20 protein-coding genes are annotated in these 18,225 nt (G+C 62.7%); 6 read left to right on the forward strand and 14 right to left on the reverse strand.

Annotated elements, in window-relative coordinates:
* Positions 1–3 precede the first annotated feature (3 nt).
* The 6 genes from ACZ9XP_RS12645 to ACZ9XP_RS12670 form a co-directional block, all read right to left on the reverse strand.
* Positions 4–849 (reverse strand): hypothetical protein, encoded by an 846-nt coding sequence (locus ACZ9XP_RS12645; protein ID WP_147687789.1) that lies wholly within the window; start codon positions 847–849, stop codon positions 4–6.
* Positions 846–1,619, reverse strand: a complete 774-nt coding sequence (locus tag ACZ9XP_RS12650) for an AfsA-related hotdog domain-containing protein (RefSeq protein ID WP_147687791.1) — start codon at positions 1,617–1,619, stop codon at positions 846–848. The genes ACZ9XP_RS12645 and ACZ9XP_RS12650 overlap by 4 nt, the downstream gene beginning before the upstream one ends.
* An 80-nt stretch (positions 1,620–1,699) precedes the next feature.
* A complete protein-coding gene (locus ACZ9XP_RS12655; RefSeq protein ID WP_147687793.1) occupies positions 1,700–2,896 on the reverse strand; it encodes an MFS transporter in 1,197 nt (398 codons plus the stop codon).
* 9 nt (positions 2,897–2,905) lie between these two features.
* Positions 2,906–3,706: an SDR family oxidoreductase gene (locus tag ACZ9XP_RS12660; protein ID WP_147687795.1), complete on the reverse strand. Its 801-nt coding sequence runs from the start codon at positions 3,704–3,706 to the stop codon at positions 2,906–2,908.
* Positions 3,703–4,338, reverse strand: a complete 636-nt coding sequence (locus ACZ9XP_RS12665) for a hypothetical protein (protein ID WP_147687797.1) — start codon at positions 4,336–4,338, stop codon at positions 3,703–3,705. Before ACZ9XP_RS12665 ends, ACZ9XP_RS12660 begins: the two co-directional genes overlap by 4 nt.
* 38 nt (positions 4,339–4,376) lie before the next feature.
* Positions 4,377–5,180 (reverse strand): carboxymuconolactone decarboxylase family protein, encoded by an 804-nt coding sequence (locus ACZ9XP_RS12670; RefSeq protein WP_147687799.1) that lies wholly within the window; start codon positions 5,178–5,180, stop codon positions 4,377–4,379.
* A 155-nt stretch (positions 5,181–5,335) separates the two neighbouring features.
* On the opposite strand from ACZ9XP_RS12670, the gene ACZ9XP_RS12675 reads away from it, so the two are divergent.
* The 3 genes from ACZ9XP_RS12675 (at position 5,336) to ACZ9XP_RS12685 (ending at position 8,490) form a co-directional block, all read left to right on the forward strand.
* Positions 5,336–6,250: a LysR family transcriptional regulator gene (locus tag ACZ9XP_RS12675; protein WP_147687801.1), complete on the forward strand. Its 915-nt coding sequence runs from the start codon at positions 5,336–5,338 to the stop codon at positions 6,248–6,250.
* Between the two features lie 262 nt (positions 6,251–6,512).
* Positions 6,513–7,736, forward strand: a complete 1,224-nt coding sequence (locus ACZ9XP_RS12680; RefSeq protein WP_147687803.1) for a sugar MFS transporter — start codon at positions 6,513–6,515, stop codon at positions 7,734–7,736.
* Positions 7,737–7,923: 187 nt separating this feature from the next.
* Positions 7,924–8,490, forward strand: coding sequence for a GNAT family N-acetyltransferase (locus ACZ9XP_RS12685; protein WP_465188548.1), 567 nt, complete (start codon positions 7,924–7,926; stop codon positions 8,488–8,490).
* A gap of 309 nt (positions 8,491–8,799) precedes the next feature.
* Here the strand turns inward: ACZ9XP_RS12685 and ACZ9XP_RS12690 are convergent, their stop codons facing one another.
* Positions 8,800–8,949 carry a hypothetical protein gene (locus ACZ9XP_RS12690; RefSeq protein WP_017508317.1) on the reverse strand — a complete coding sequence of 50 codons (150 nt, stop codon included), beginning with the start codon at positions 8,947–8,949 and terminating at the stop codon, positions 8,800–8,802.
* 14 nt (positions 8,950–8,963) lie between these two features.
* On the reverse strand, positions 8,964–9,542 hold the full coding sequence (locus ACZ9XP_RS12695) for a translesion error-prone DNA polymerase V autoproteolytic subunit (protein WP_147687808.1): 579 nt from the start codon (positions 9,540–9,542) through the stop codon (positions 8,964–8,966).
* A 191-nt stretch (positions 9,543–9,733) separates the two neighbouring features.
* On the opposite strand from ACZ9XP_RS12695, the gene ACZ9XP_RS12700 reads away from it, so the two are divergent.
* Positions 9,734–10,477 carry a substrate-binding periplasmic protein gene (locus ACZ9XP_RS12700; protein WP_465188549.1) on the forward strand — a complete coding sequence of 248 codons (744 nt, stop codon included), beginning with the start codon at positions 9,734–9,736 and terminating at the stop codon, positions 10,475–10,477.
* Between the two features lie 67 nt (positions 10,478–10,544).
* Here the strand turns inward: ACZ9XP_RS12700 and ACZ9XP_RS12705 are convergent, their stop codons facing one another.
* Both ACZ9XP_RS12705 and ACZ9XP_RS12710 read right to left on the reverse strand, forming a co-directional pair.
* Positions 10,545–11,168, reverse strand: a complete 624-nt coding sequence (locus ACZ9XP_RS12705; RefSeq protein WP_465188550.1) for a class I SAM-dependent methyltransferase — start codon at positions 11,166–11,168, stop codon at positions 10,545–10,547.
* 3 nt (positions 11,169–11,171) lie between these two features.
* Positions 11,172–11,786: a UPF0149 family protein gene (locus ACZ9XP_RS12710; RefSeq protein ID WP_147687814.1), complete on the reverse strand. Its 615-nt coding sequence runs from the start codon at positions 11,784–11,786 to the stop codon at positions 11,172–11,174.
* Between the two features lie 91 nt (positions 11,787–11,877).
* On the opposite strand from ACZ9XP_RS12710, the gene ACZ9XP_RS12715 reads away from it, so the two are divergent.
* Together ACZ9XP_RS12715 and mobA are read left to right on the forward strand one after the other, a co-directional pair.
* A complete protein-coding gene (locus ACZ9XP_RS12715) occupies positions 11,878–12,801 on the forward strand; it encodes a pseudouridine synthase (protein WP_465188551.1) in 924 nt (307 codons plus the stop codon).
* Positions 12,798–13,382 carry a molybdenum cofactor guanylyltransferase MobA gene (gene mobA / locus ACZ9XP_RS12720; protein ID WP_465188552.1) on the forward strand — a complete coding sequence of 195 codons (585 nt, stop codon included), beginning with the start codon at positions 12,798–12,800 and terminating at the stop codon, positions 13,380–13,382. Before ACZ9XP_RS12715 ends, mobA begins: the two co-directional genes overlap by 4 nt.
* 521 nt (positions 13,383–13,903) lie before the next feature.
* Here the strand turns inward: mobA and ACZ9XP_RS12725 are convergent.
* From ACZ9XP_RS12725 to ACZ9XP_RS12740, 4 genes are all read right to left on the reverse strand, one after another.
* Entirely contained in the window at positions 13,904–14,548 is a 645-nt protein-coding gene (locus ACZ9XP_RS12725) for a hypothetical protein (RefSeq protein ID WP_147687820.1), read from the reverse strand.
* Positions 14,549–14,848: 300 nt separating this feature from the next.
* Positions 14,849–15,823 (reverse strand): GTP 3',8-cyclase MoaA, encoded by a 975-nt coding sequence (moaA, locus tag ACZ9XP_RS12730; protein WP_147687822.1) that lies wholly within the window; start codon positions 15,821–15,823, stop codon positions 14,849–14,851.
* Positions 15,824–16,103: 280 nt separating this feature from the next.
* Complete coding sequence (locus ACZ9XP_RS12735; protein ID WP_465188553.1) at positions 16,104–17,591, reverse strand: aldehyde dehydrogenase; 1,488 nt, start codon at positions 17,589–17,591, stop codon at positions 16,104–16,106.
* A gap of 47 nt (positions 17,592–17,638) precedes the next feature.
* Positions 17,639–18,184 (reverse strand): cupin domain-containing protein, encoded by a 546-nt coding sequence (locus ACZ9XP_RS12740; protein WP_026107854.1) that lies wholly within the window; start codon positions 18,182–18,184, stop codon positions 17,639–17,641.
* Positions 18,185–18,225: the final 41 nt, after the last annotated feature.

Here is an 18,225-nt window from a genome sequence, read left to right on the forward strand (position 1 = left end):
CTGTCAGGGGTGGGTCTGCAGTGTTTGAAAACCAGGTTCGGCCAGCTTGAGCTGGGCGTGGATATCCCCACCCAGGCCAAACCAGCCTATCGCCCCGCCGCAGTTCATCTGGTAGCTCATCCACAGCACAATGATATTGATGACGCGGTTGGCACCCGGGCTGGCCGGGTCGGGAAAGGGGTGGGGCAGCGTAGCCCGGTAGTGGCCGCGGCCTTGCGCGTCGGCCATGAAAACATTGGGTACGCCCAGCGGGCCGGGGCGGGTGGGGGCGACCGGGTGCAGGTCGTGCTGGCGCAGGCTCATCACGGTGTACAGGCTGTCGGGTATCAGCCCTGTCATGGCGAGCTCGAAAGTGGCATGCCGTCGGTCGGCCGATAGTTGTACGTTCAGCTGCCCGCTGGCCGTCACCCACATGCCCAGCGTGATGGGGGTGACGATGCGCCTGCCATCCTGTTCGCGCAGGTCGGGGATAGGGGTTTGGTGAAAGGCGTAGCTGGGCCGTGCCTGTTGGCTGGCCAGTGGCTGCTGTGCCGGGGCAAACAGCATGGGGTAGTTGCTGCACGGCAGCGGTAGCGGCAGGGTATGCAGTACCAGCTGCTGGTCGGCCGGGCTGAGGGTGGCGGGCAGCTCGCGCACGATGCGGTACGGCAGCTGCTGCCCGAAGGCGGGCAGTGGGCTGTCTGCTGCCACGATGGCGCGTGACCACGTACTGGACAGGCCGCCATCAGGCGCCTGCCGGTTTACCCGGCCGATCACGATAAAGTTGCCCTCGGCGTCCATGACCTCGCTGGGTGGGTAGCTGGGCCCCTGGGTGGTGAGCTGCAGCGGGTAGCTGGCGGATTGTGTCATGCCACCCCCTCTGTCTTCGCCGTGCTGGCAGCCTGCTGCCAATGAGCTTGCAGCGCGAGTGTGGCTTGCTGCTGTTCTTTGGCTTCGATCTGCTCGGCCAGAAATGCGGTGAATTGCACGCCAAGCTGGGTCACGGATTTGCCGCCTTGCAGCACGGTGATCAGCGTGTCAAAGCGCATGCGGTCGCGGTTATCCACGGTCATGCTGACGATCTGGTAGCGCAGCGTGGCATCCAGCGGGAAAACAAAACCCTGGAAGCGGATAGCCATGCTGTTGATCACAAAGTAATACCGCTGCGGTTCATCCGGCCCGATGAAGTATTCCTCGGTCACTGCCAGAAAAGTCTGGCGGGCAGCCTCGATCAGTACCATGCCCTGTATGTGCTGACCGGTGGCATGGTCACCCATGAGTTCGCTGCGATCGTCCACCATCAGTGCCACTTCGAACAGCGTATCGTTCAGGCGTAAAGGGTGCGAGATGATGGCGTTTTGCAGCTGGTGCTTGTGGGTGTGTAGCCTGCTGGCGCGTGCCGGGCGCTGGTATAGCCCGCTCAGGTCCAGGCCAGCGGCCAGCGCAGCAGGCTGCAAGGTGCGCAGTATCTGCTGGATATCCGCTTCGCGCAGCCCCTGGCCGGCTAGCAGGCGCGTGTCCTTGGGCAAGCTGGCAAGCTGCTTATCCAGCACCAGCTGCTGTAGCTGGGCTAGCGTGATCACATTGTCGTGATGGCAGAAATCCTTGAACTTGTTCCCTACGATAAACATGGTTTGCATGGCTGCTCCCGGTGTGTGTGCAAAGAGTGGGTATGCCCATCAGAACCGCTGTATGTCTTGCTGGGGCTGGCTTGGTCGCATTACCGGCTAGGGTGCTGACCTGCGCTGTCGCGCAGCAACACCAGGGCGGCGAGCCCCGTGCAGCCCAGGGCGACGCCACTGACCCCGGCCCAGCCCGCCAGTCGCCATGCCGGCTCCAGTAAAGTGCTGGACAAGCTGCCTGCCCCCAGGCAAATCAGCAGATACAGTGACGATGCCGTACCGCGCCGGCTGGCCCCGGCACGCCCGGCGATTTGTACAAAAATGGCGGGCTGGCAGGAAAACACACCTGAAAACAGCAGAAATAGCCCGCTGCTGACATGCAGGCTCGCGCTTGCCCGCCATAGCAGGCCGATAGCCAGCGCGACCAGTGCCAGCCCGGCCAGGGCAACCTGCCGTGGCCCGTAACGGTTGGCCAGGCGGCCGGACAGCGGGGCGCCCAGTACGGCGATCAGGCCTACCAGGCTGACCTTGCCGATATCGGTGCTGTCATAGTGAAAGGGCGGCTGCTGCAGGCGGTAAGTCAGAAACGTCACCATGCCCAGGTAGGCAAAAAACAGTAGAAACCCTGTCATGAACAAGCTGCGCAGGCCGGGTTCGGCCAACATGGCTAGCGACTGGTAATAGGTATGGCGCTGCGGTACTTGCGCCTGGCTGCCCCGGGGGGGCTCCGGTGGCAGGCCGTAGGTGGCCAGTGCCATCAGCAGCAGAGCCGCCGCCGCTATCAGGTACGCATGCTGCCAGCCGGTCACCCCCGCCAGCAGGCCCATGCCGGCCCGGCCCAGGGTAATACCCACCACGGAAGCGGCAATGATCAGGCCAAAATAACTGCCTAGCTGCTGTGGCGGCGCTAGCCGGGGCAGCAGGGCAAACATGGCTGCAGGTACCATGGCGGCACAGGCCCCGGCAGCCCCGACGGCCAGCAAATAGGCACTGAAATGCGACAGCATGCCCGCCGCACCCAGGCAGAGTGCGCCCAGCACCAGCCCCCGGCGAGCCATGGCAGCAGCAGGCAGGTAATCTGACCATGGCCCCAGAATGAAAAAGGCCAGTGCATAGGCCAGGCTAGCTACGCTAAAGCCCAGGCGGGCATCGCTTGCCGGCAAGGAGAAGCTGGCCGCAATGTCGGCAAAAACGGGCTGGCTCAGGTACACCGATGCCACGGCCAGGCAGGTGGCGGCACAGGCTAGCAGCAGGGTCATGGCCAGCGAGCTGGCCGGCGGGGTGGTGTGCTTCATGGTCACTTTCTAGATAGCGGCGCTGGCGCCGCCATCGACAGTGATGGCCGCTCCGTTGATGTACTGCCCGCCTGCCGATGCCAGAAATACCACCAGCGCGGCCACATCGTCGGGTGCGGCCAACCTGCCCAGGGGGACCTTGTCGCGTGCTTGCTGGCTCACAGCATCGGCGGTGGTGTGCAGCCGGCTGGCCAACGCCTGGCTGATGTCTGACCACAGCGGCGTGTCGGTAGCGCCCGGGTTGATGACATTGACGCAGATGCCGTGCCGCCCCAGGTCGTGCGCGCTGGCTTTGCCAAAAGCCGCCAGGCCGGCATTGACGGTGCTGTTGATGGGAAACAGCGGGTCCGGCTCGCGGCCGAATACCCCGTTGATGATCACGATACGGCCACTTTTGCGGGCCACCATGCCTGCTGCCACCGCACGGGTCAGGCGTATGGTGCCGAGCAGCTTGCCTTGTATGGTGGCTTGCCACATGGCTTCTGTGGTCTCCAGCAAGGGCGCTACCGGGCCGTCGCCGGCTGCGTGCACCAGCATGTCGGGCGTGCCCAGTGCCTGCCCCTGCGCGGTGATAGCCTGGCTCACCGAGCTTGCATCGCGGATATCGATTTGCTGTATGGACAGCAAGTCGCCAATGCCCCATTGCCGGGCCAGCTGTTCGCGCGCTTGCCTTAACCGGTCCAGGTCGCGCCCCAGCATCACTACCTGCGCCCCGGCTTGTGCCAGCTGGGTGCAGATGGCCTGGCCCATGCCGCCGCTGGCGCCGCTCACCATGGCAACACGGTTTTGTAACGGTCGAGTGGCGTTCATGGCTGCGGCTCCGGCTGGCTGATGTCCTGGTAAAGCTTGGTGTACAAGCCACGCTCGCCGCCGGTAATAAAGCGGTTGCCGGCCTGGCGCACGATGTCCTGGTAAGCCGGGCTGCCAAATACCGCGCTATAGGCGGCAAGGCTGCCCGAGAAACCAGACACAAACATCACGCCGGGTTCGTTGCTGATCAGCGAGTGGTAGGCCAGAAAGGTTTCTACTTCGCTGGCCTCGCGCACTACCTGAAAAATGGTTTGCTCGCGCCACGCCAGGTACGCTTCGTGCACCGGTGGGCGTACCTCGACATGGCGCAGCTGGATATAGCGGGTACGGGGCAGCGGGGTGGTGCAGTCTTTGGGTGCCTCGACGAAACGCAGTACCTGCCGGCACATGTCGCCCTGCAAATAAGGTCGCGTTGCCTGCAAGCAGTGTTGCCACCAGCCATCCAGCAGGGCCAGCTTGGCCACGTCGGGCAAGGCCATCAGCTCCAGTACGCTGCTGCCGTCCAGTGCGGTATACAGCTGACGGGCCGCTACCCAGTCGGGTGCAATGGTGCCAGCCCAGGCCCGGGCTGCCGTTGGCGCCTGGCCGGGTAGTGTGGGTGCTTCGCTGACGAGTAAGAGTTGGGTAGACATAAGGTGCTCCGTTTAGGGTATGGAAGCTGTTAGCACGCTCAGGCCGTATGGGCCTGGCGTGCCTGCAGTACGTCTTGTGCGGCCAGCATGCCGTTGATGGCAGCCGGAAAACCGGCATACACGGCGGTGTGGATCAGGGTTTCGGTAAGCTGCTCCTGCGTGCCGCCTACGTTCAACAGGCCGTGGATATGTACTTTCAGCTGGGTCGTGGCTGTGCCCATGGCGGCCAGGGCCGCCACGGTGACGATTTCGCGTGACAGCAGGTCCAGCCCGGGGCGGGTATAGATATCGCCAAAGGCAAACGCCACCACAAAGTGCGCCAGGTCTGGTGCAATGGCTTTCAGGCTGTCTACCACGCGAAAACCGGCTTCACCGTCGATATGGCTTAATGCGGCCCAGCCTGCGTCGTAGCGCGCAGTGTCGGTTGCCATGGCAGGGTTGGCCGGCGGGCTGGGTTCCGGCGGGCTTAGCTGCAGCACCTCGAACGCCGCCTGCGCGGTGAAGACCCCGTTTAGCGCAGCCGGAAAGCCGGCGTACACCGCCATGTGTATCAGCGCCTCGATTACCTCGCCTGCGCTGCAGCCCATGCGTATGGCGCCCATGATGTGGAATTTCAGCTGCGGTTGGGCATTGCCCAGTGCCGCCAGCACGCCGATGGTGGCCAGCTGCCGGTGGCGGGGAGTCAGGCCCGGGCGCGTGTAGACATCGCCGTAAGCAAAGGCAATGGTGAGCCGGGCCAGGTCCGGTGCTATGGCCGCCATGGCCTGGATAATGCCCGGCTGTGTGGTGCCTTCTACCAGGCAAAGCTGGGCCAAGCCTTGCTCGTAACGTGTGTCGCTCATGCCATGTCCTTTGCTTTTTAAGCAAAACAGATTAAACGGTATGACATAAGTTAGACTGCGCTGAACGGGTATGACTAATACCTTTTGCTTGATACCTTTTGTGCATGGCGCACTGGGCTGCATAAGGCTTAATACGGTGATAACGAGGTATATGGATGAGCCGATTATTCAAACCCAGACAGCTACAGTGCTTTGTGGCGGTGGCCGAGCTACTGAACTTTCGCCAGGCGGCAGAGCGCCTGTGCATGACGCAGCCACCACTGAGCCGGCAGATTCAGCAGCTGGAGGCCGTGCTGGGGCGGCAGCTGTTCGAGCGGGATACGCGGGGCGTACGCATGACCGAGGCAGGTGAGCATTTTCTGGCAGATGCACGGGCGCTGCTGCAGCAGGCCGAAAACGTGCTGCAGCATGCGCGTCAGCAAGATTCGGGTGCGGTGTTGCGCATCGGCATGACCACGGTGGTAGACAGCGGTATCTTTCCAGACTGGTCCGCCATGCTGGCAGCACCCTGCCCAGGGGTGCGCCTGGCCATCTCGCGCCAGCTTTCCATCCAGCTCATACGCCAGCTACGCCGTGGCGAGCTGGACGTGGCCCTGATCGGCCTGCCTTCGCTGACAAACGAACTGGTGGTAGAAAAACTGTTTGACGACCCGCTGATGTTGGCCCTGCCTGCTGGCCACCCGCTGGCCAAAAAGCGCCAGGTCAGGTTGGCCGACTTGCAGGGAGAGGCGCTGTTCTGGTTTGGCCGGGCGCTGAACCCGGCGTATTACGACTTTTGTCAGCCTGCTTTCCAGGCGTTGCCGCACCCGCCGCGCTTTGTGCCGGAGCCGCCCGAACACCATATCCTGCTGGCGCAGGTTGCCGCAGGGCAGGGCGGGGCCCTGATACCGCGCTCCTTGCGCCAGATCCGGCGTAGCGGCGTGGTGTACCGGCGCTTTGCCGAAGGCGAGCTGTTGTCTATCGGCGTGGGGGTGGCCTGGCGGCAGCAAGGCGAGAGCCCGCTGGTGCAGGCATTTGTGCAATGCGTGCGCCAGTACTTTGCCGACGGGCGCACCGCTACGGCGCCATGACACTGCCACTTGTTGCGTCAAGGTTGGCCGCATGACAGCGTTGTGGTGTAGTTTTCTTACGCGAAACTTACATTCAATATCGGGCTTCTGGCCGGGCTGGCTGTCGGGTAATGCCTGTCGTGCTTGTTTAAGTTTTTGTTTGTATTGATTTTTGCTGGTGGCCAGCGTGGCAGGGTGGATAAAAAACCGTGAAAACAGTCGAGTACATTGCTACTTGAACTTAGACTGCGCGCCTTCGCCCATTACCACCGGAGCACGATACATGCACGCGCATGGAGAGACACAACACGGCAAATCGCTCGCCGTCCTGACTACCCTGTTTTTCATGTGGGGCCTGATTACCTCGCTGAACGACATTCTGATTCCGCACCTCAAAGGGGTGTTTTCCCTGAGCTATGTGCAGGCTGCCCTGATCCAGTTCAGCTTCTTCACTGCCTATTTTGTGGTGTCCTTGCCTGCCGGCCGCCTGGTGCATGGCCTGGGCTACCAGCGTGGCATCGTGGCGGGTCTGGGTATTGCCGGTGTAGGCTGCCTGCTGTTCTATCCTGCAGCGGCGACCCTGTCCTACCCGGCGTTTCTGGGGGCGCTGTTTGTCCTGGCTAGCGGCATTACCATCTTGCAGGTGGCGGCCAACCCTTACGTTACACGTCTGGGCCCGGTAGCCACTGCCTCCAGCCGCCTGAACCTGACGCAGGCCTTCAACTCGCTGGGCACCACAGTGGCGCCGCTGCTGGGCGCAGTGCTGATTCTGGCCGGTACACAGCACGTGACCGGTGTCTCGGCGCAGGAAAAAGCACTGGCCGAAGCCGCTTCGGTGCAAGGCCCTTACCTGATGCTGGCGGCCGCGCTGTTTGCCATTGCCGCGGTGTTTGCCATGCTGCGTCTGCCGGTCATCCAGGATGATGCCGCACAGGACAGCCAGGCGGCCGGTAGCGTCTGGCAGCACCGCCACCTGGTGCTGGGTGCGGTCGGGATTTTTGTGTACGTGGGCGCTGAAGTCGGTATTGGCAGCTTTCTGGTGAGCTTGATGGAGCAGCCCGACGTAGGTGGCCTGAGCCAGGCCGATGCAGGCAAGCTGCTGTCGCTGTACTGGGGTTGCGCCATGGTTGGCCGCTTTGTGGGTAGTGCGCTGATGCGCCGTATTGCCGCTAGCAAGGTGCTGGCGTTCAACGCGCTGGTGTCGGTGCTGCTGATTGCCGTAGCCATGCTGGCCGGTGGCAAAGTGGCCATGTGGAGTTTGCTGGCCGTGGGCTTGTGCAACTCCATCATGTTCCCCACTATTTTCTCGCTGGCACTGGCGGGCCTGGGCAAGCTCACCGGCGCGGGCTCTGGCGTGTTGTGCATGGCCATTGTGGGTGGCGCGGTCTTGCCGCTGCTGCAAGCCAGCGTGGCAGACAACATCAGCCTGCTGTCCTCCTTTGGCGTGCCGCTGCTGTGCTATGTGTTCATCCTGTACTACGCGTTGGTAGGTTATCGCCCGCGCTAAGCGCCCTGCAGACCAAGCCACCTTCGGGTGGCTTTTTTCATGCGTTCTGGCTGGTTGGTTGCCGTGCCTGCCTGCGCCCGTTTGAGCTGGGGCTGAGGTAGCCCGATTGGGCATGCTCATATCATTGGGTCATCAGGTAAACTGGCCCCCCTGCCTGTGCGGCCAACCTTTCCATGCAGAGATGACCATGCCCGATACCTTTCCCTTGTTGTACTCCCCCCGGTTGCTGCTGCGGCAGATAGGCCCGGAAGATGTGCCGGCACTGCTGCCGGTATTTGCCGACGCCGACGCCATGCGCTGGTTCGGTACTGACCCGGTGCAGGACGAAGAGCAGATGGCGCAGATTGTGGCGGTATGGCAGGGCTGGCGGCAGTTGCCCAACCCGGGTACGCGCTGGGGCATTGCGCGGCGTGAGGGTGGGCCGCTGCTGGGTACCTGCGGGCTGTTTGCCTGGAATCGGGGCTGGCGGCGCGCCACGCTGGGCTACGAGCTGGGGCGTACGGCGTGGGGGCAGGGCTATATGCAGGAGGCGCTGCAGGCGGTGCTGGGCTGGGGGTTTGACCAGATGCAGCTGCACCGCATTGATGCCTGCATCCACCCGGACAATGCGGCGTCGCTGAAGCTGGCGCGCAAGCTGGGTTTTGTAGAAGAAGGCCGGCTGCGCGATGCAGGTTTCTGGCTGGGGCAATACCACGATCTGCTGCAGTTTTCGTTGCTGGCGCCAGAGTTTACCGCCAGGCAGGGCACCGCCTGAGCGGAGCGTAGCAAGACACCGGCCAAAGCAAAGCCCCTGCCGGTGTGGCAGGGGCCGGGGGCGGCCAACTCGGGCCTGTCATGGCCCCGGCATGGCCGGGGTGGGTTGACACGGTAGCCAGGGCTGCGCAGTGGCGCAGCGCCTTGTTGTACGGGGGTAGCGGTAACGCCTGAAGTGGGCAGGCTGCGTTGGCAGTATTTTGCTGCCTTGCGGGTATATCATGCTGCCGGCAGTTTGTCGGCAGCGGGTGTTTTGCCCGTGGGCTGGCTGGTGGTTTGCCCGCCTGGCTGCAAAGGGCGGGCGGCGCGCTTAGCCGACAAACTCTACCGGGGCGTAGTAGCTGCGGCCGGTGCGGGTAAGCAGCACCTGCGGCTGGCCTTCTATCACCGCGCGAAAGGCACGTGGCAGGCGCTTCCAGTCGCGGAACATCATTTTTACCGGGTCGTTATGCTTGTTCATGCTGCGCTCCTTGTTCAGTCCACTGCGTGAATGACATTGGTGACGACGCCCCACACGAAGAAACTGGCGTCTTCGGGTACTTCTATCGGTTTGAAATCAGGGTTTTCCGGCAGCAGGCGGATGCGGCCGGCCGAGCGTTCCAGGCGCTTGACGGTAAGCTCGTCGTTGATCACGGCCACCACTACCTTGCCGTTACGTGGCTCCAGCGAGCGGTCGACAACCAGCAGGTCGCCGTCGTGTATGCCGGCGTTGATCATGGAGTCGCCTTTGACGGTGACCAGAAAGGTGGATGCAGGTTTGCGCACCAGGTGCTGGTTCAGGTCGATATCGGCTTCTTTCAGGTCGTCGGCGGCGACGGGCGAGCCTGCAGGCACACGGCTGGCAAACAGGGGCAGCGACATGTTTTTCAGGGCTTCGCCCAGCAGGGCGATGTCGCCGGCGCTGTTGCCACGCAAGCTGCGCAGGCTGCGGTATTCGTCCAGCCAGCCTTCCAGCACCGGTTTGAGCGGCTCGGGCACGCGCATGGCGATGGTTTTGTCGCCACCAAAGCGTGATTTGCGGCCTGCGCCTTCGCGTTTTCCACCTTGTGTCATGTGTGTGATCTCCTTGCTTCTGATTTTGTACGTATTCAAAAACAAAGGCAAGCCTCTTTTTGCCGTAGCGGGCAGGGTGTTGTTTTTATATCGGTTTATAGAAATGGTGCGTGTTGTGGCGGCGGTGCGGGCCAGTGCTTGTTGCCGTACCCCTGCGCTGTTAGTCTGCCAGTCTCGATAGAAAGGAAATTATGGCGAGGCTGTTTTTCTTTATGTTCTGCCTGATGGCTGCCAAGGTGGCCGCTGCCACAGGTATTGTGGCCTGTGGTGGCGACAATGGCTGGCCGCCCTCGTCTTATTTTGGCCCGCCGCAGCACAATAACGCGCGCCCGGTGCTGGGGTATTCGCCGGACGTACTGCACGCAGTGTTGAGTAGCAGTGCGTTTCGCCCGGAATTTGTGTTGTTGCCGTTCCGCCGTTGCCTGAGCCTGGCCGAGCAGGGGCGACAGGTGCAGGTGGTGATGGGGGCGACATTTTCTGCCGAGCGTGCACGGTTGTTTTTGTTTAGCCGCCGCTACCTGCATTTGCGCCCGGCATTGTTTTTGTGGCCCGGCGCAGCGCCAAGCTTGCCCTTGTGCGGGTTGATCGGCTTTAACTACGCGCCTTTTGGCCTGAAACCGGGAGATGTGGATGAAGGCTCGTCCAGCTACCTGCTGGTGATGAAAAAGCTGCAAGCTGGCCGCTGTCGCGGTTTTGCCGAGTATGCCGAAGTGGGGCGCAGCCTGCAGTGGCTGGGCTTGCTGGGCGAAGACGGCGGGCGTTTGCAGGCCAGGCTGCTGCCCGGCCTGGTGCCGGTGCCGCTGCATTTCATGGTGTCGCGGGCGTATCCGGAGGCCGAGGCGTTGTTGCGGCAAGTAGACCGGCAGCTGGAGCTGATGGAGCGTAGCGGGCAGCTGGATGCCTTGCTGGCCCGCCATCAGGCCGCAGAGCAGTAGCAGCAGGCGGTCGACAAAACGCCCTGCCTGGCGATGCCGGGCAGGGCGTTGTCGTTGCGATAGGGGCTCAGGCGATAGCGCGGCCAGGTTTGCGCGCGACAATCTGCAATACAGCGGCCATGCCGGTATGCAGGCTGCCCTCTATCACTTCGCGCTGTACTTCGGCAAAGTGCAGCAGCTCCAGCCCGGCCAGCTCCTGGTGCAGGGTATCGGGCTCCAGCAGCAGGTCGGTATCTTTGGGGCCGCCGGTGCCAAAGCCTAGCTGGCGCGGGGTGTAGCCTTCCAGGATAAGCAGGCCGCCGGGTACCAGCCCGGCTACGCAGCCGGCCAGTACCTGCCGACGCAGGGTGGAAGGCAGGTGGCAAAAGATGGAAACAATGGCGTCCCAGCTACCGGGCGCGATGGGGTAGTCGGCCAGGTCGGCCAGCGTGGCAGTGATGCTGAGGTTTTGCTGGGCTGCGCGCTGCAGTAGCTTGATCAGGCCGGTATGGGCGGCGTCTACAGCGGTAAGCTGGTGCCCCAGTGCCGCCAGATACACGGCATTGCGCCCTTCGCCTTCCCCCAGGCTCAACACCCGGCTGCCTGCGGCCAACCTGGGCGCTTGCTCTTTCAGAAAGTCGTTGGGGGCGTTGCCGTAGACGTATTGCTCGCCGGCAAAGCGCGGGTTCCAGAACAGGGCGGCCTGGCTCATGGCTTACTCGTTTTCCTCGGCGGCTTCGGCGGCCGCCATCTCGGCGCGTAGCTGGGCAAAAAAGGCGTAGATGCTGGCGACCGAGTCGGAGATGCTGGCCAGCCAGGCTTCACGCTGCTCGGCGCTGGCGCCATGCAGGAAGGGGCGCATTTCCGGGTCGGGGTGGTGCTCGAACGCCAGTGCCATGATGGGGGCCAGCGCCGGGGCGGCGTCGGCATCATCAAACAGCAGGCCCCAGTCTTGGTGCATCAGCTGCATGCCTTCGCTAAAGCCTTCCGCCCACACATTGCCGTGGACCTGGCCGTGTTCGTCCTCGTCCAGCCACGGCTGAAAGGCCTGGCCACGCTGCAGGGTATGGGCGATGTCCAGCCAGTGGCCGGACAGCAGGCGCACAAACTGATCCATGGCTTTGGCGGTATTGAACGCGTCGTCGTCGTCGAAGGCTGCGCCCATGATGGCCGGCAGGCAGTCCACCGGCTTGATCTGTTCCGGGCCACATAGCAGGGCGGCAAAAAAGCCGTCCAGTTTTTCCAGGCTCATGGCGCCTTGCGGGGCGAAGCGGGCCAGGGTGTCGGACAGGCGCTGGTAGTCTTGGTCGGTCAGAGCGGCAGATTTCATGGGTGGCGTAGGCCTGTTGCGTGGGAAGCCTGCATTATCCGGTAAAATGCCGGCTCTGCGGCTATTTATCGCGAAGGCCGCGCTACTTTTCATGACTATGTCCACTGCCATCTCTCCCGTCCCGCCGCGCCACGGCGTTGCTGCCAGCTGCCTGGTGCTGCCACAGGGCCATTGGCCCGACTTGCTGGCTTTTCTATGCCAGCGTTTTGCCCATGTGGCCGACGCCTGGGCGCACAGGTTGGCCGCAGGCCAGGTGTGGGATGATGCCGGCCAGCCGCTGGCACCCGGCGCGGCGTACCGGCCAGGTGTGCGCATCTGGTATTTTCGCGAGGTGGCGCACGAGGTGCCGGTGCCGTTCGACATCGCCATCCTGCACCGTGACGAACGCTTGCTGGTGGTAGACAAGCCGCATTTTCTGGCCTGCGTGCCCGGCGGGCGGCACGTGCGTGAAACCGTGCTGGCGCGCCTGCGCAGCCAGCCCGGCCTGGCACAGGTATCGCCCATTCACCGGCTGGACCGTGAAACCGCCGGCGTGATGGTGTTCTGTGTGGACGCGGCCAGCCGTGGTGCTTACCAGCGTCTGTTCGAACAGCGCAGCGTGCAAAAAGAATACGAAGCCATTGCCCCGTGGCGGCCAGATCTGCCATTGCCGCTGCGGCACCGTAGCCGCCTGGCCGAGGTGCCGGGCGAGTTTGTCATGCAGGAGGTGGCCGGCGAGCCCAATAGCGAAACCACCATCAGCCTGCTGGCGCAACGTGGCGACTGGGCGCGCTACCGCCTGCAGCCCGCCAGCGGCAAAAAGCACCAGCTGCGCGCCCATCTGGCCGCGTTGGGCATCGGCATCGCCCACGACCCGTGGTACCCGGTATTCCGCCACGACAAAGCCCCCGACGATTTCAGCCAGCCGCTGGCACTGTTGGCGCGCAGCATTGCCTTTACCGACCCGATAGATGGCAGTGAGCGCCAGTTTGTCAGCCAGCGCGAGCTGGCCTGGCCACCGACGGTGCAGCCATGATTGGTGCCTTGCTGTTGGCGGGGGGCGAAGGCCGTCGCATGGGCGGGGTAGACAAAGGCATGCAGCCGTTGTGCGGCCAACCTTTGTACCAGCACGTGTTGCAGGGGTTGCAGCCGCAGGTGGCTTGGCTGGCCATCAGCGCCAACCGTCACCTGGCCGATTACGCCGCGCATGGCCACCCGGTGTGGCCGGACGCAGCGCTTTGGCAGGGTATGGGGCCGCTGGCGGCGCTGGCTACTGCGGCTGCTAACTTGCCGCCCCATGTCACGCTGCTGCAGACGGCACCGTGCGATACCCCGCTGTTGCCAGCGGATCTGGTTCATCGCTTGGCTGCGGCGCTGGGCGAGGCTGATGCAGCGATGCCGGTGACAACACAAGGCCCGCAGCCGGCATGCCTGCTGCTGCGTGTGGCGGCGCTGGCGGGCTTGCCAGCGTATCTGGCGGCGGGCGGGCGCAGCATCCGCGGCTGGCTGGCAGGCTTGCAGGTGGTGGAGGTGGTGTTTGATGAGGCGGGGTTTGCCAATGCCAACGACGCAGCCGCGTTAGCGCGGTTGGAGGCGGTGATGGGCAGGGCTGGCTAGGGTTGGCCGTACGGCCTGGCGGCTGTGTTGTGCGGCGAGCAGGCAAAAAAATGGCCGGCATATAGCCGGCGCAATGCTCATATCAAGGGTGCCCATTCGGCTTGCCACGCTACCGGTCTGGCCGGGCGGGGCAGGAAATTCAGGGCATTGCGCTTGTGAGCCACAACACAACACAGAGAGTAATTGCAGTATAGGGACGCCTTGAGCATTCGTGAAATGAATCATTTTTATGATTTTCATTCTTTCATGGAATGATTTATTCCGCCAAGCCATGCGCTACCCCTCATGCTCCCCGTCGCTGCCGATTGGATGATGCCGGCCGTGTTGCCATGCCTGGCGGTAATGGTGCTTTGACCCGGGTACCTATTTAATGCGGGTACATCCAGGAGCGCCAGCACGCTGGCGCCACCGCTTGGTTTGGTGCCCGGTACGCAGGTTGGCGGCTTGCGTGCTGCCGCATCAGGCGGCTGCGCTACCGGCATGGCCAGCTGTCTGGCGCATGCCGGTAGCGGTGTGGTGTTTTACTTGGCGGCACCGTTCAGCCACGGTTTGCCTTCAACCTCTGGCTGGGCTTCCAGCAGCTCGATATTGGCTTTTACTTTGGTGTTGATGCTGCTGACTACGTCGTTGAGTGTGCGCTCGGTCCATTCTTCTGGTGAGCCAGCTATAGCGTTGGCCGCATCCCTGCCCAGTTGCAGCAGGCCACCTTCGCTTTTCACAAACACAGCGTACATGTTCAAGTGATACCCGTCTTTGTACGGGAACAGGCAAACCGTCAGGTTGAGCCGGTCACTCCCTTCGATGTTGCGCAGGGCTTTGGCTGTCCAGGCGGCGCCATCGCAGGTGGCAACTTGCAAGCCCAGAGAACCTGCGCCGCCAGCCAGCATGGCCAGCGATGAGCCCTCGAACGGGTTCTTGATGCTAAAGCGGCCCGGGGTGTCAGGTGGGGTTGCCGACTTCGGGATGGGCGTCGCTTCTTGCGCGTTGTTGACGTTGCGACCCAGGCCGTCACTGGCGGCCTTGATGATGCTTTGCTTGGAGGCGGTGGTCTTGATATCGAAGATACGGTAGTACTCGACCGTTTTGGTCTTTTCTGCCAGATAGTTATTGGTCGTTCCGCAGGCGGTGAGCGATAGCGCGGCGGCTAGGATGGCGAGGCGTTTCATAACGAGTGCTTCTCTTGGGGGTTGCGATGAAAGAGGTCAGGCCAGAATTGGGCACGCACGGCATTGCCATGCTTATGCCTATAAATTTGCCTTGGGCATATTTTAATATTAATGGCATTAAAAATGCCAAGTGATTTTGTGGCTTATTTGTTTAATCTTGGGCTTTGGGCGTGGGAAATGCGCTGCCCTGCCGGGGTGCAGGGTGGCGGTAGCAAATGAGCCGGTTATGGCATGCGGTATATCTTGATCTTGCCGGGGAAAACGTATCGGCAACGCGCAAAGGAAGGCGAGCAGGGCTGTTTAGCCGCCAGTCATCGACATGAAGCGAACCACGCGCTGCGGTTGTTCGGTGAATTCGTGCTTTTCGGGCTTCAGCTCGATGGCGGCGCGGATGGCGGCTTCCAGCTCGGCGTCGCTGCAGCCGGCGCGCAGCAAGGGGCGCAGTGCAAAGCGCTCTTCCTGCCCAAGACACATGTACAGCGTGCCGTCTACCGATAGCCGCACGCGGTTACAGGTGGCGCAAAAATGCTGCGACATGGGGGTAATCAGCCCCAGGGTAAAGCCGCCGTCGGCGCTTTCCCAGTAGCGGGCGGGGCCGCCGCCCAGGGTTTTGCAGGTTGGCCGCAGATCAAAGCGCTGTTGCAGCTGTGCCAGGGTGTGCTGCAGGTTTAGCCCGCGCGTCTGCTGGCCGGTGCTGCCCATGGGCATGGCTTCGATCAGGCGCAGGATCAGGCCGTTTTCGATGCAGAACGCTACCATCGGCTCGATGTCGGCTTCGTTGATGCCGGCCATGGGCACCATATTGATCTTGATGCGCGTGAAGCCGGCGTCGCGTGCAGCGCGCAGGCCATCCAGCACCTTGGGCAAGCTGTGGCTGCCGGTAATGTCGTGGACGCAGTCTTCGCGCAGCGAATCCAGGCTCACGTTCAGGCGGCTTACCCCGGCACGGTGCAGGGCGTGAGCGTGTTCGGCCAGCTGGGTGGCGTTGGTGGACAGCGACAGGTCTTCCACGCCGGGCAGGGCGGCCAGGCTGGCAGCCAGGGTGGGCAGGTTGCGTCGTAGCAGTGGCTCGCCGCCGGTCAGGCGGAAGCGGCGGGTGCCCAGGCGGGCAAAGGCGGCCACCACGCGGCCGATTTCGTCGAAGGTCAGCCAGTTGGCCGGCTCTTCAAAGCCTTTGAAGCCTTTGGGGATGCAGTAGCTGCAGCGCAGGTCGCAGCGGTCGGTAACCGACAGGCGAAGGTAATCGATGGTGCGGCCGAAGCGGTCTGACAACATGGGGCATTCCCGTGGGTAAGTGCTGGGTAAAACAGGTTTTAAGCAAATGGCCTGCCAGGGCCGGTTGCGGGGGGCAAGGTTGGCCGCAGCCTGCGCTGGCGTGGCCGGGCTGCGTATCAGTCGGCGCAGGCAGGCTTTATCTTACGCTGCTGGTGCGACTTTCTGTCCCTCCCGTACACGATTGCGACATTTTGTCTGCGCCATGGCAGGGCCTGGTGCCCGCGCAGGCTGCAAAAGAAAAAGCCTGCACGCGGCAGGCTTGGCATGGGTTGGGGCAGGTTTACAGCTTGATCAGCGTGGATTTCAGCTCGGTGTATTTTTCCAGCGCGTGCAGCGACTTGTCGCGGCCATTGCCGGACTGTTTGAAGCCGCCAAACGGGAAGTTCATATCGCCGCCTTCGTCGTAGCAGTTCACCCACACGGTGCCGGCGCGCAGGCGGCGCGATACCTGGTGCGCGGTGCTGACATTGCTGGTCCACACCGCTGCGGCCAGGCCGTATTCGGTATCGTTGGCAATGCGGATGGCTTCTTCCACGTCACTGAAGGTGATGATGGACAGTACCGGGCCAAAGATTTCTTCGCGGCAGATGGTCATGTCCGGGCGCGGGCACACAAAAGCGGTGGGCTCGATGAACAGGCCTTCGTCGGTGCGGGTGGCGTTGCCGCCGCAGACCAGCTCGCAGTTTTCCTCGCGCGCCTTGGCGATGTAGCCCAGCACCTTGTCGTACTGGATGCGGTCCACAATGGCGCCCATGCTGGTGGCCGGGTCCAGTGGGTCGGCCGGCTGGTAGGCCGCAGCGGCTTTCTTGAACTCGACCAGGAAGGCGTCCTTGATGTCTTTGTGCAGCAGCAGGCGCGAGCCGGCGGTACACATTTCGCCCATATTGTAGAAAATGGCGCCTGCAGCAGTGCGCGCAGCACGGGCGATGTCCGGGCAGTCGGCCAGCACGATATTGGGCGATTTGCCGCCCAGCTCCAGCCAGGCGCGCTTGAGGTTGGACTGCGCGGCGTAGCTGGCAATCAGCTTGCCCACGCCGGTGGAGCCGGTAAAGGCAATGCAGTCGATGTCCATATGCTGTGCCAGCGCCTGGCCCACGTCGCCAGCGCCAGGCAGTACCTGGAACACGCCATCCGGCATGCCGGCTTCTTTGGCCAGTGCGGCCAGCTTGATGGCGGTAAGCGGGGATTTTTCCGACGGCTTCAGGATGACCGCGTTACCGGCCGCCAGCGCCGGGCCGAATTTCCAGCTGGCCATCAGGATAGGGAAGTTCCACGGCACCACGGCGGCTACCACGCCAATGGCTTCGCGCGACACCAGGCCCACCAACTTGGGGTCGACCGGGGCGATTTCGCCGCCGATCTTGTCGATCGCTTCGGCAAACCATTCCACGCAATAAGCAGCTCCGGGCACGTCCACGGTGGTGGTGTCGCCGATGGGTTTGCCGGCGTCCAGCGTTTCCAGCAGGGCCAGTTCGTCGCCATGCTGGCGGATCAGTGCGGCAAAGCGTTTCAGAATGCGGCCGCGTGCCAGCGGTGCCAGCCCGGACCATTTGCCACTTTCAAATACGCGCCGTGCTGCGGCAACAGCTTGCTCCACTTCGGCGGTGCCAGCCCAGCTGATGGTGGCGAGCTTGTCGCCGGTAGCGGGGTTGATGCAGTCGAAGGTGCGCCCGTCAGCAGCGGTGACGTACTGGCCATCCACGAAGGCGCGGCCTTCGATGGTGATCTGGCCGGAAAGGGCTTTCCATTCTGCATGGGTGCGAGCCATGGTGTTTCTCCTCTGTAGTGTCGGGTTCGCCCCGCTTGGGAGGCGATTTAGAACGTTGGCGGGGAGCTTGCGCTCACAATCTCACAGGTGTCGTTGCCAACGTTACGAAAACGGTGTGGCTGCTTGCTGTCGAAATAGTAGGCATCGCCCGGGCCCAGTACTCGTACGTCGCTGCCCACGGTGATTTCTACTTCCCCCTTCAATACCACGCCGCCTTCCTGGCCTTCGTGTACCAGCATGTCCGGGCCGGTATCGGCGCCTGGCTGGTAAACCTCGCGCAGGATGGCAATGTCACGCCGCTCGTGCGCTGTGCCCACCAGCAGCAACTGGATCTGGTCATTACCCAGGTTGGGTAATTCGTCGCTGGTGTAAAATACATGCGCTTGTTGTGGCTCGGTGTCGAAGGTGAAAAAATCCGACAAGGTCATTGGCATGCCTTCCAGTACCTTGCGCAGCGAGCTGATGGAAGGGCTGACACGGTTTTGTTCGATCAGCGAGATCGTGCCGTTTGTCACCCCAGCCCGTTTGGCCAGTTCGCGCTGGGAAAGCCCCATGCGTTCGCGAACCATCCTGAGTCGTGCACCAACATCCATATGTTCCTGTCCAATCCAAATGTTAATAATTTTAGACGTTC

The sequence above is a fragment of the Vogesella perlucida genome (assembly GCF_979366545.1).

Coding starts and splice junctions, on each gene's coding strand:
- ACZ9XP_RS12740 (WP_026107854.1), bottom strand. CDS start 18,184: ATGGATGTTGGTGCACGACTCAGGATGGTTCGCGAACGCATGGGGCTT.
- ACZ9XP_RS12685 (WP_465188548.1), top strand. CDS start 7,924: ATGCCCGATACCTTTCCCTTGTTGTACTCCCCCCGGTTGCTGCTGCGG.
- ACZ9XP_RS12680 (WP_147687803.1), top strand. CDS start 6,513: ATGCACGCGCATGGAGAGACACAACACGGCAAATCGCTCGCCGTCCTG.
- ACZ9XP_RS12725 (WP_147687820.1), bottom strand. CDS start 14,548: ATGAAACGCCTCGCCATCCTAGCCGCCGCGCTATCGCTCACCGCCTGC.
- ACZ9XP_RS12710 (WP_147687814.1), bottom strand. CDS start 11,786: ATGAAATCTGCCGCTCTGACCGACCAAGACTACCAGCGCCTGTCCGAC.
- ACZ9XP_RS12715 (WP_465188551.1), top strand. CDS start 11,878: ATGACTATGTCCACTGCCATCTCTCCCGTCCCGCCGCGCCACGGCGTT.
- ACZ9XP_RS12735 (WP_465188553.1), bottom strand. CDS start 17,591: ATGGCTCGCACCCATGCAGAATGGAAAGCCCTTTCCGGCCAGATCACC.
- ACZ9XP_RS12670 (WP_147687799.1), bottom strand. CDS start 5,180: ATGAGCGACACACGTTACGAGCAAGGCTTGGCCCAGCTTTGCCTGGTA.
- ACZ9XP_RS12705 (WP_465188550.1), bottom strand. CDS start 11,168: ATGAGCCAGGCCGCCCTGTTCTGGAACCCGCGCTTTGCCGGCGAGCAA.
- ACZ9XP_RS12645 (WP_147687789.1), bottom strand. CDS start 849: ATGACACAATCCGCCAGCTACCCGCTGCAGCTCACCACCCAGGGGCCC.
- ACZ9XP_RS12665 (WP_147687797.1), bottom strand. CDS start 4,338: ATGTCTACCCAACTCTTACTCGTCAGCGAAGCACCCACACTACCCGGC.
- ACZ9XP_RS12660 (WP_147687795.1), bottom strand. CDS start 3,706: ATGAACGCCACTCGACCGTTACAAAACCGTGTTGCCATGGTGAGCGGC.
- mobA (WP_465188552.1), top strand. CDS start 12,798: ATGATTGGTGCCTTGCTGTTGGCGGGGGGCGAAGGCCGTCGCATGGGC.
- moaA (WP_147687822.1), bottom strand. CDS start 15,823: ATGTTGTCAGACCGCTTCGGCCGCACCATCGATTACCTTCGCCTGTCG.
- ACZ9XP_RS12655 (WP_147687793.1), bottom strand. CDS start 2,896: ATGAAGCACACCACCCCGCCGGCCAGCTCGCTGGCCATGACCCTGCTG.
- ACZ9XP_RS12700 (WP_465188549.1), top strand. CDS start 9,734: ATGGCGAGGCTGTTTTTCTTTATGTTCTGCCTGATGGCTGCCAAGGTG.
- ACZ9XP_RS12695 (WP_147687808.1), bottom strand. CDS start 9,542: ATGACACAAGGTGGAAAACGCGAAGGCGCAGGCCGCAAATCACGCTTT.
- ACZ9XP_RS12675 (WP_147687801.1), top strand. CDS start 5,336: ATGAGCCGATTATTCAAACCCAGACAGCTACAGTGCTTTGTGGCGGTG.
- ACZ9XP_RS12650 (WP_147687791.1), bottom strand. CDS start 1,619: ATGCAAACCATGTTTATCGTAGGGAACAAGTTCAAGGATTTCTGCCAT.
- ACZ9XP_RS12690 (WP_017508317.1), bottom strand. CDS start 8,949: ATGAACAAGCATAACGACCCGGTAAAAATGATGTTCCGCGACTGGAAG.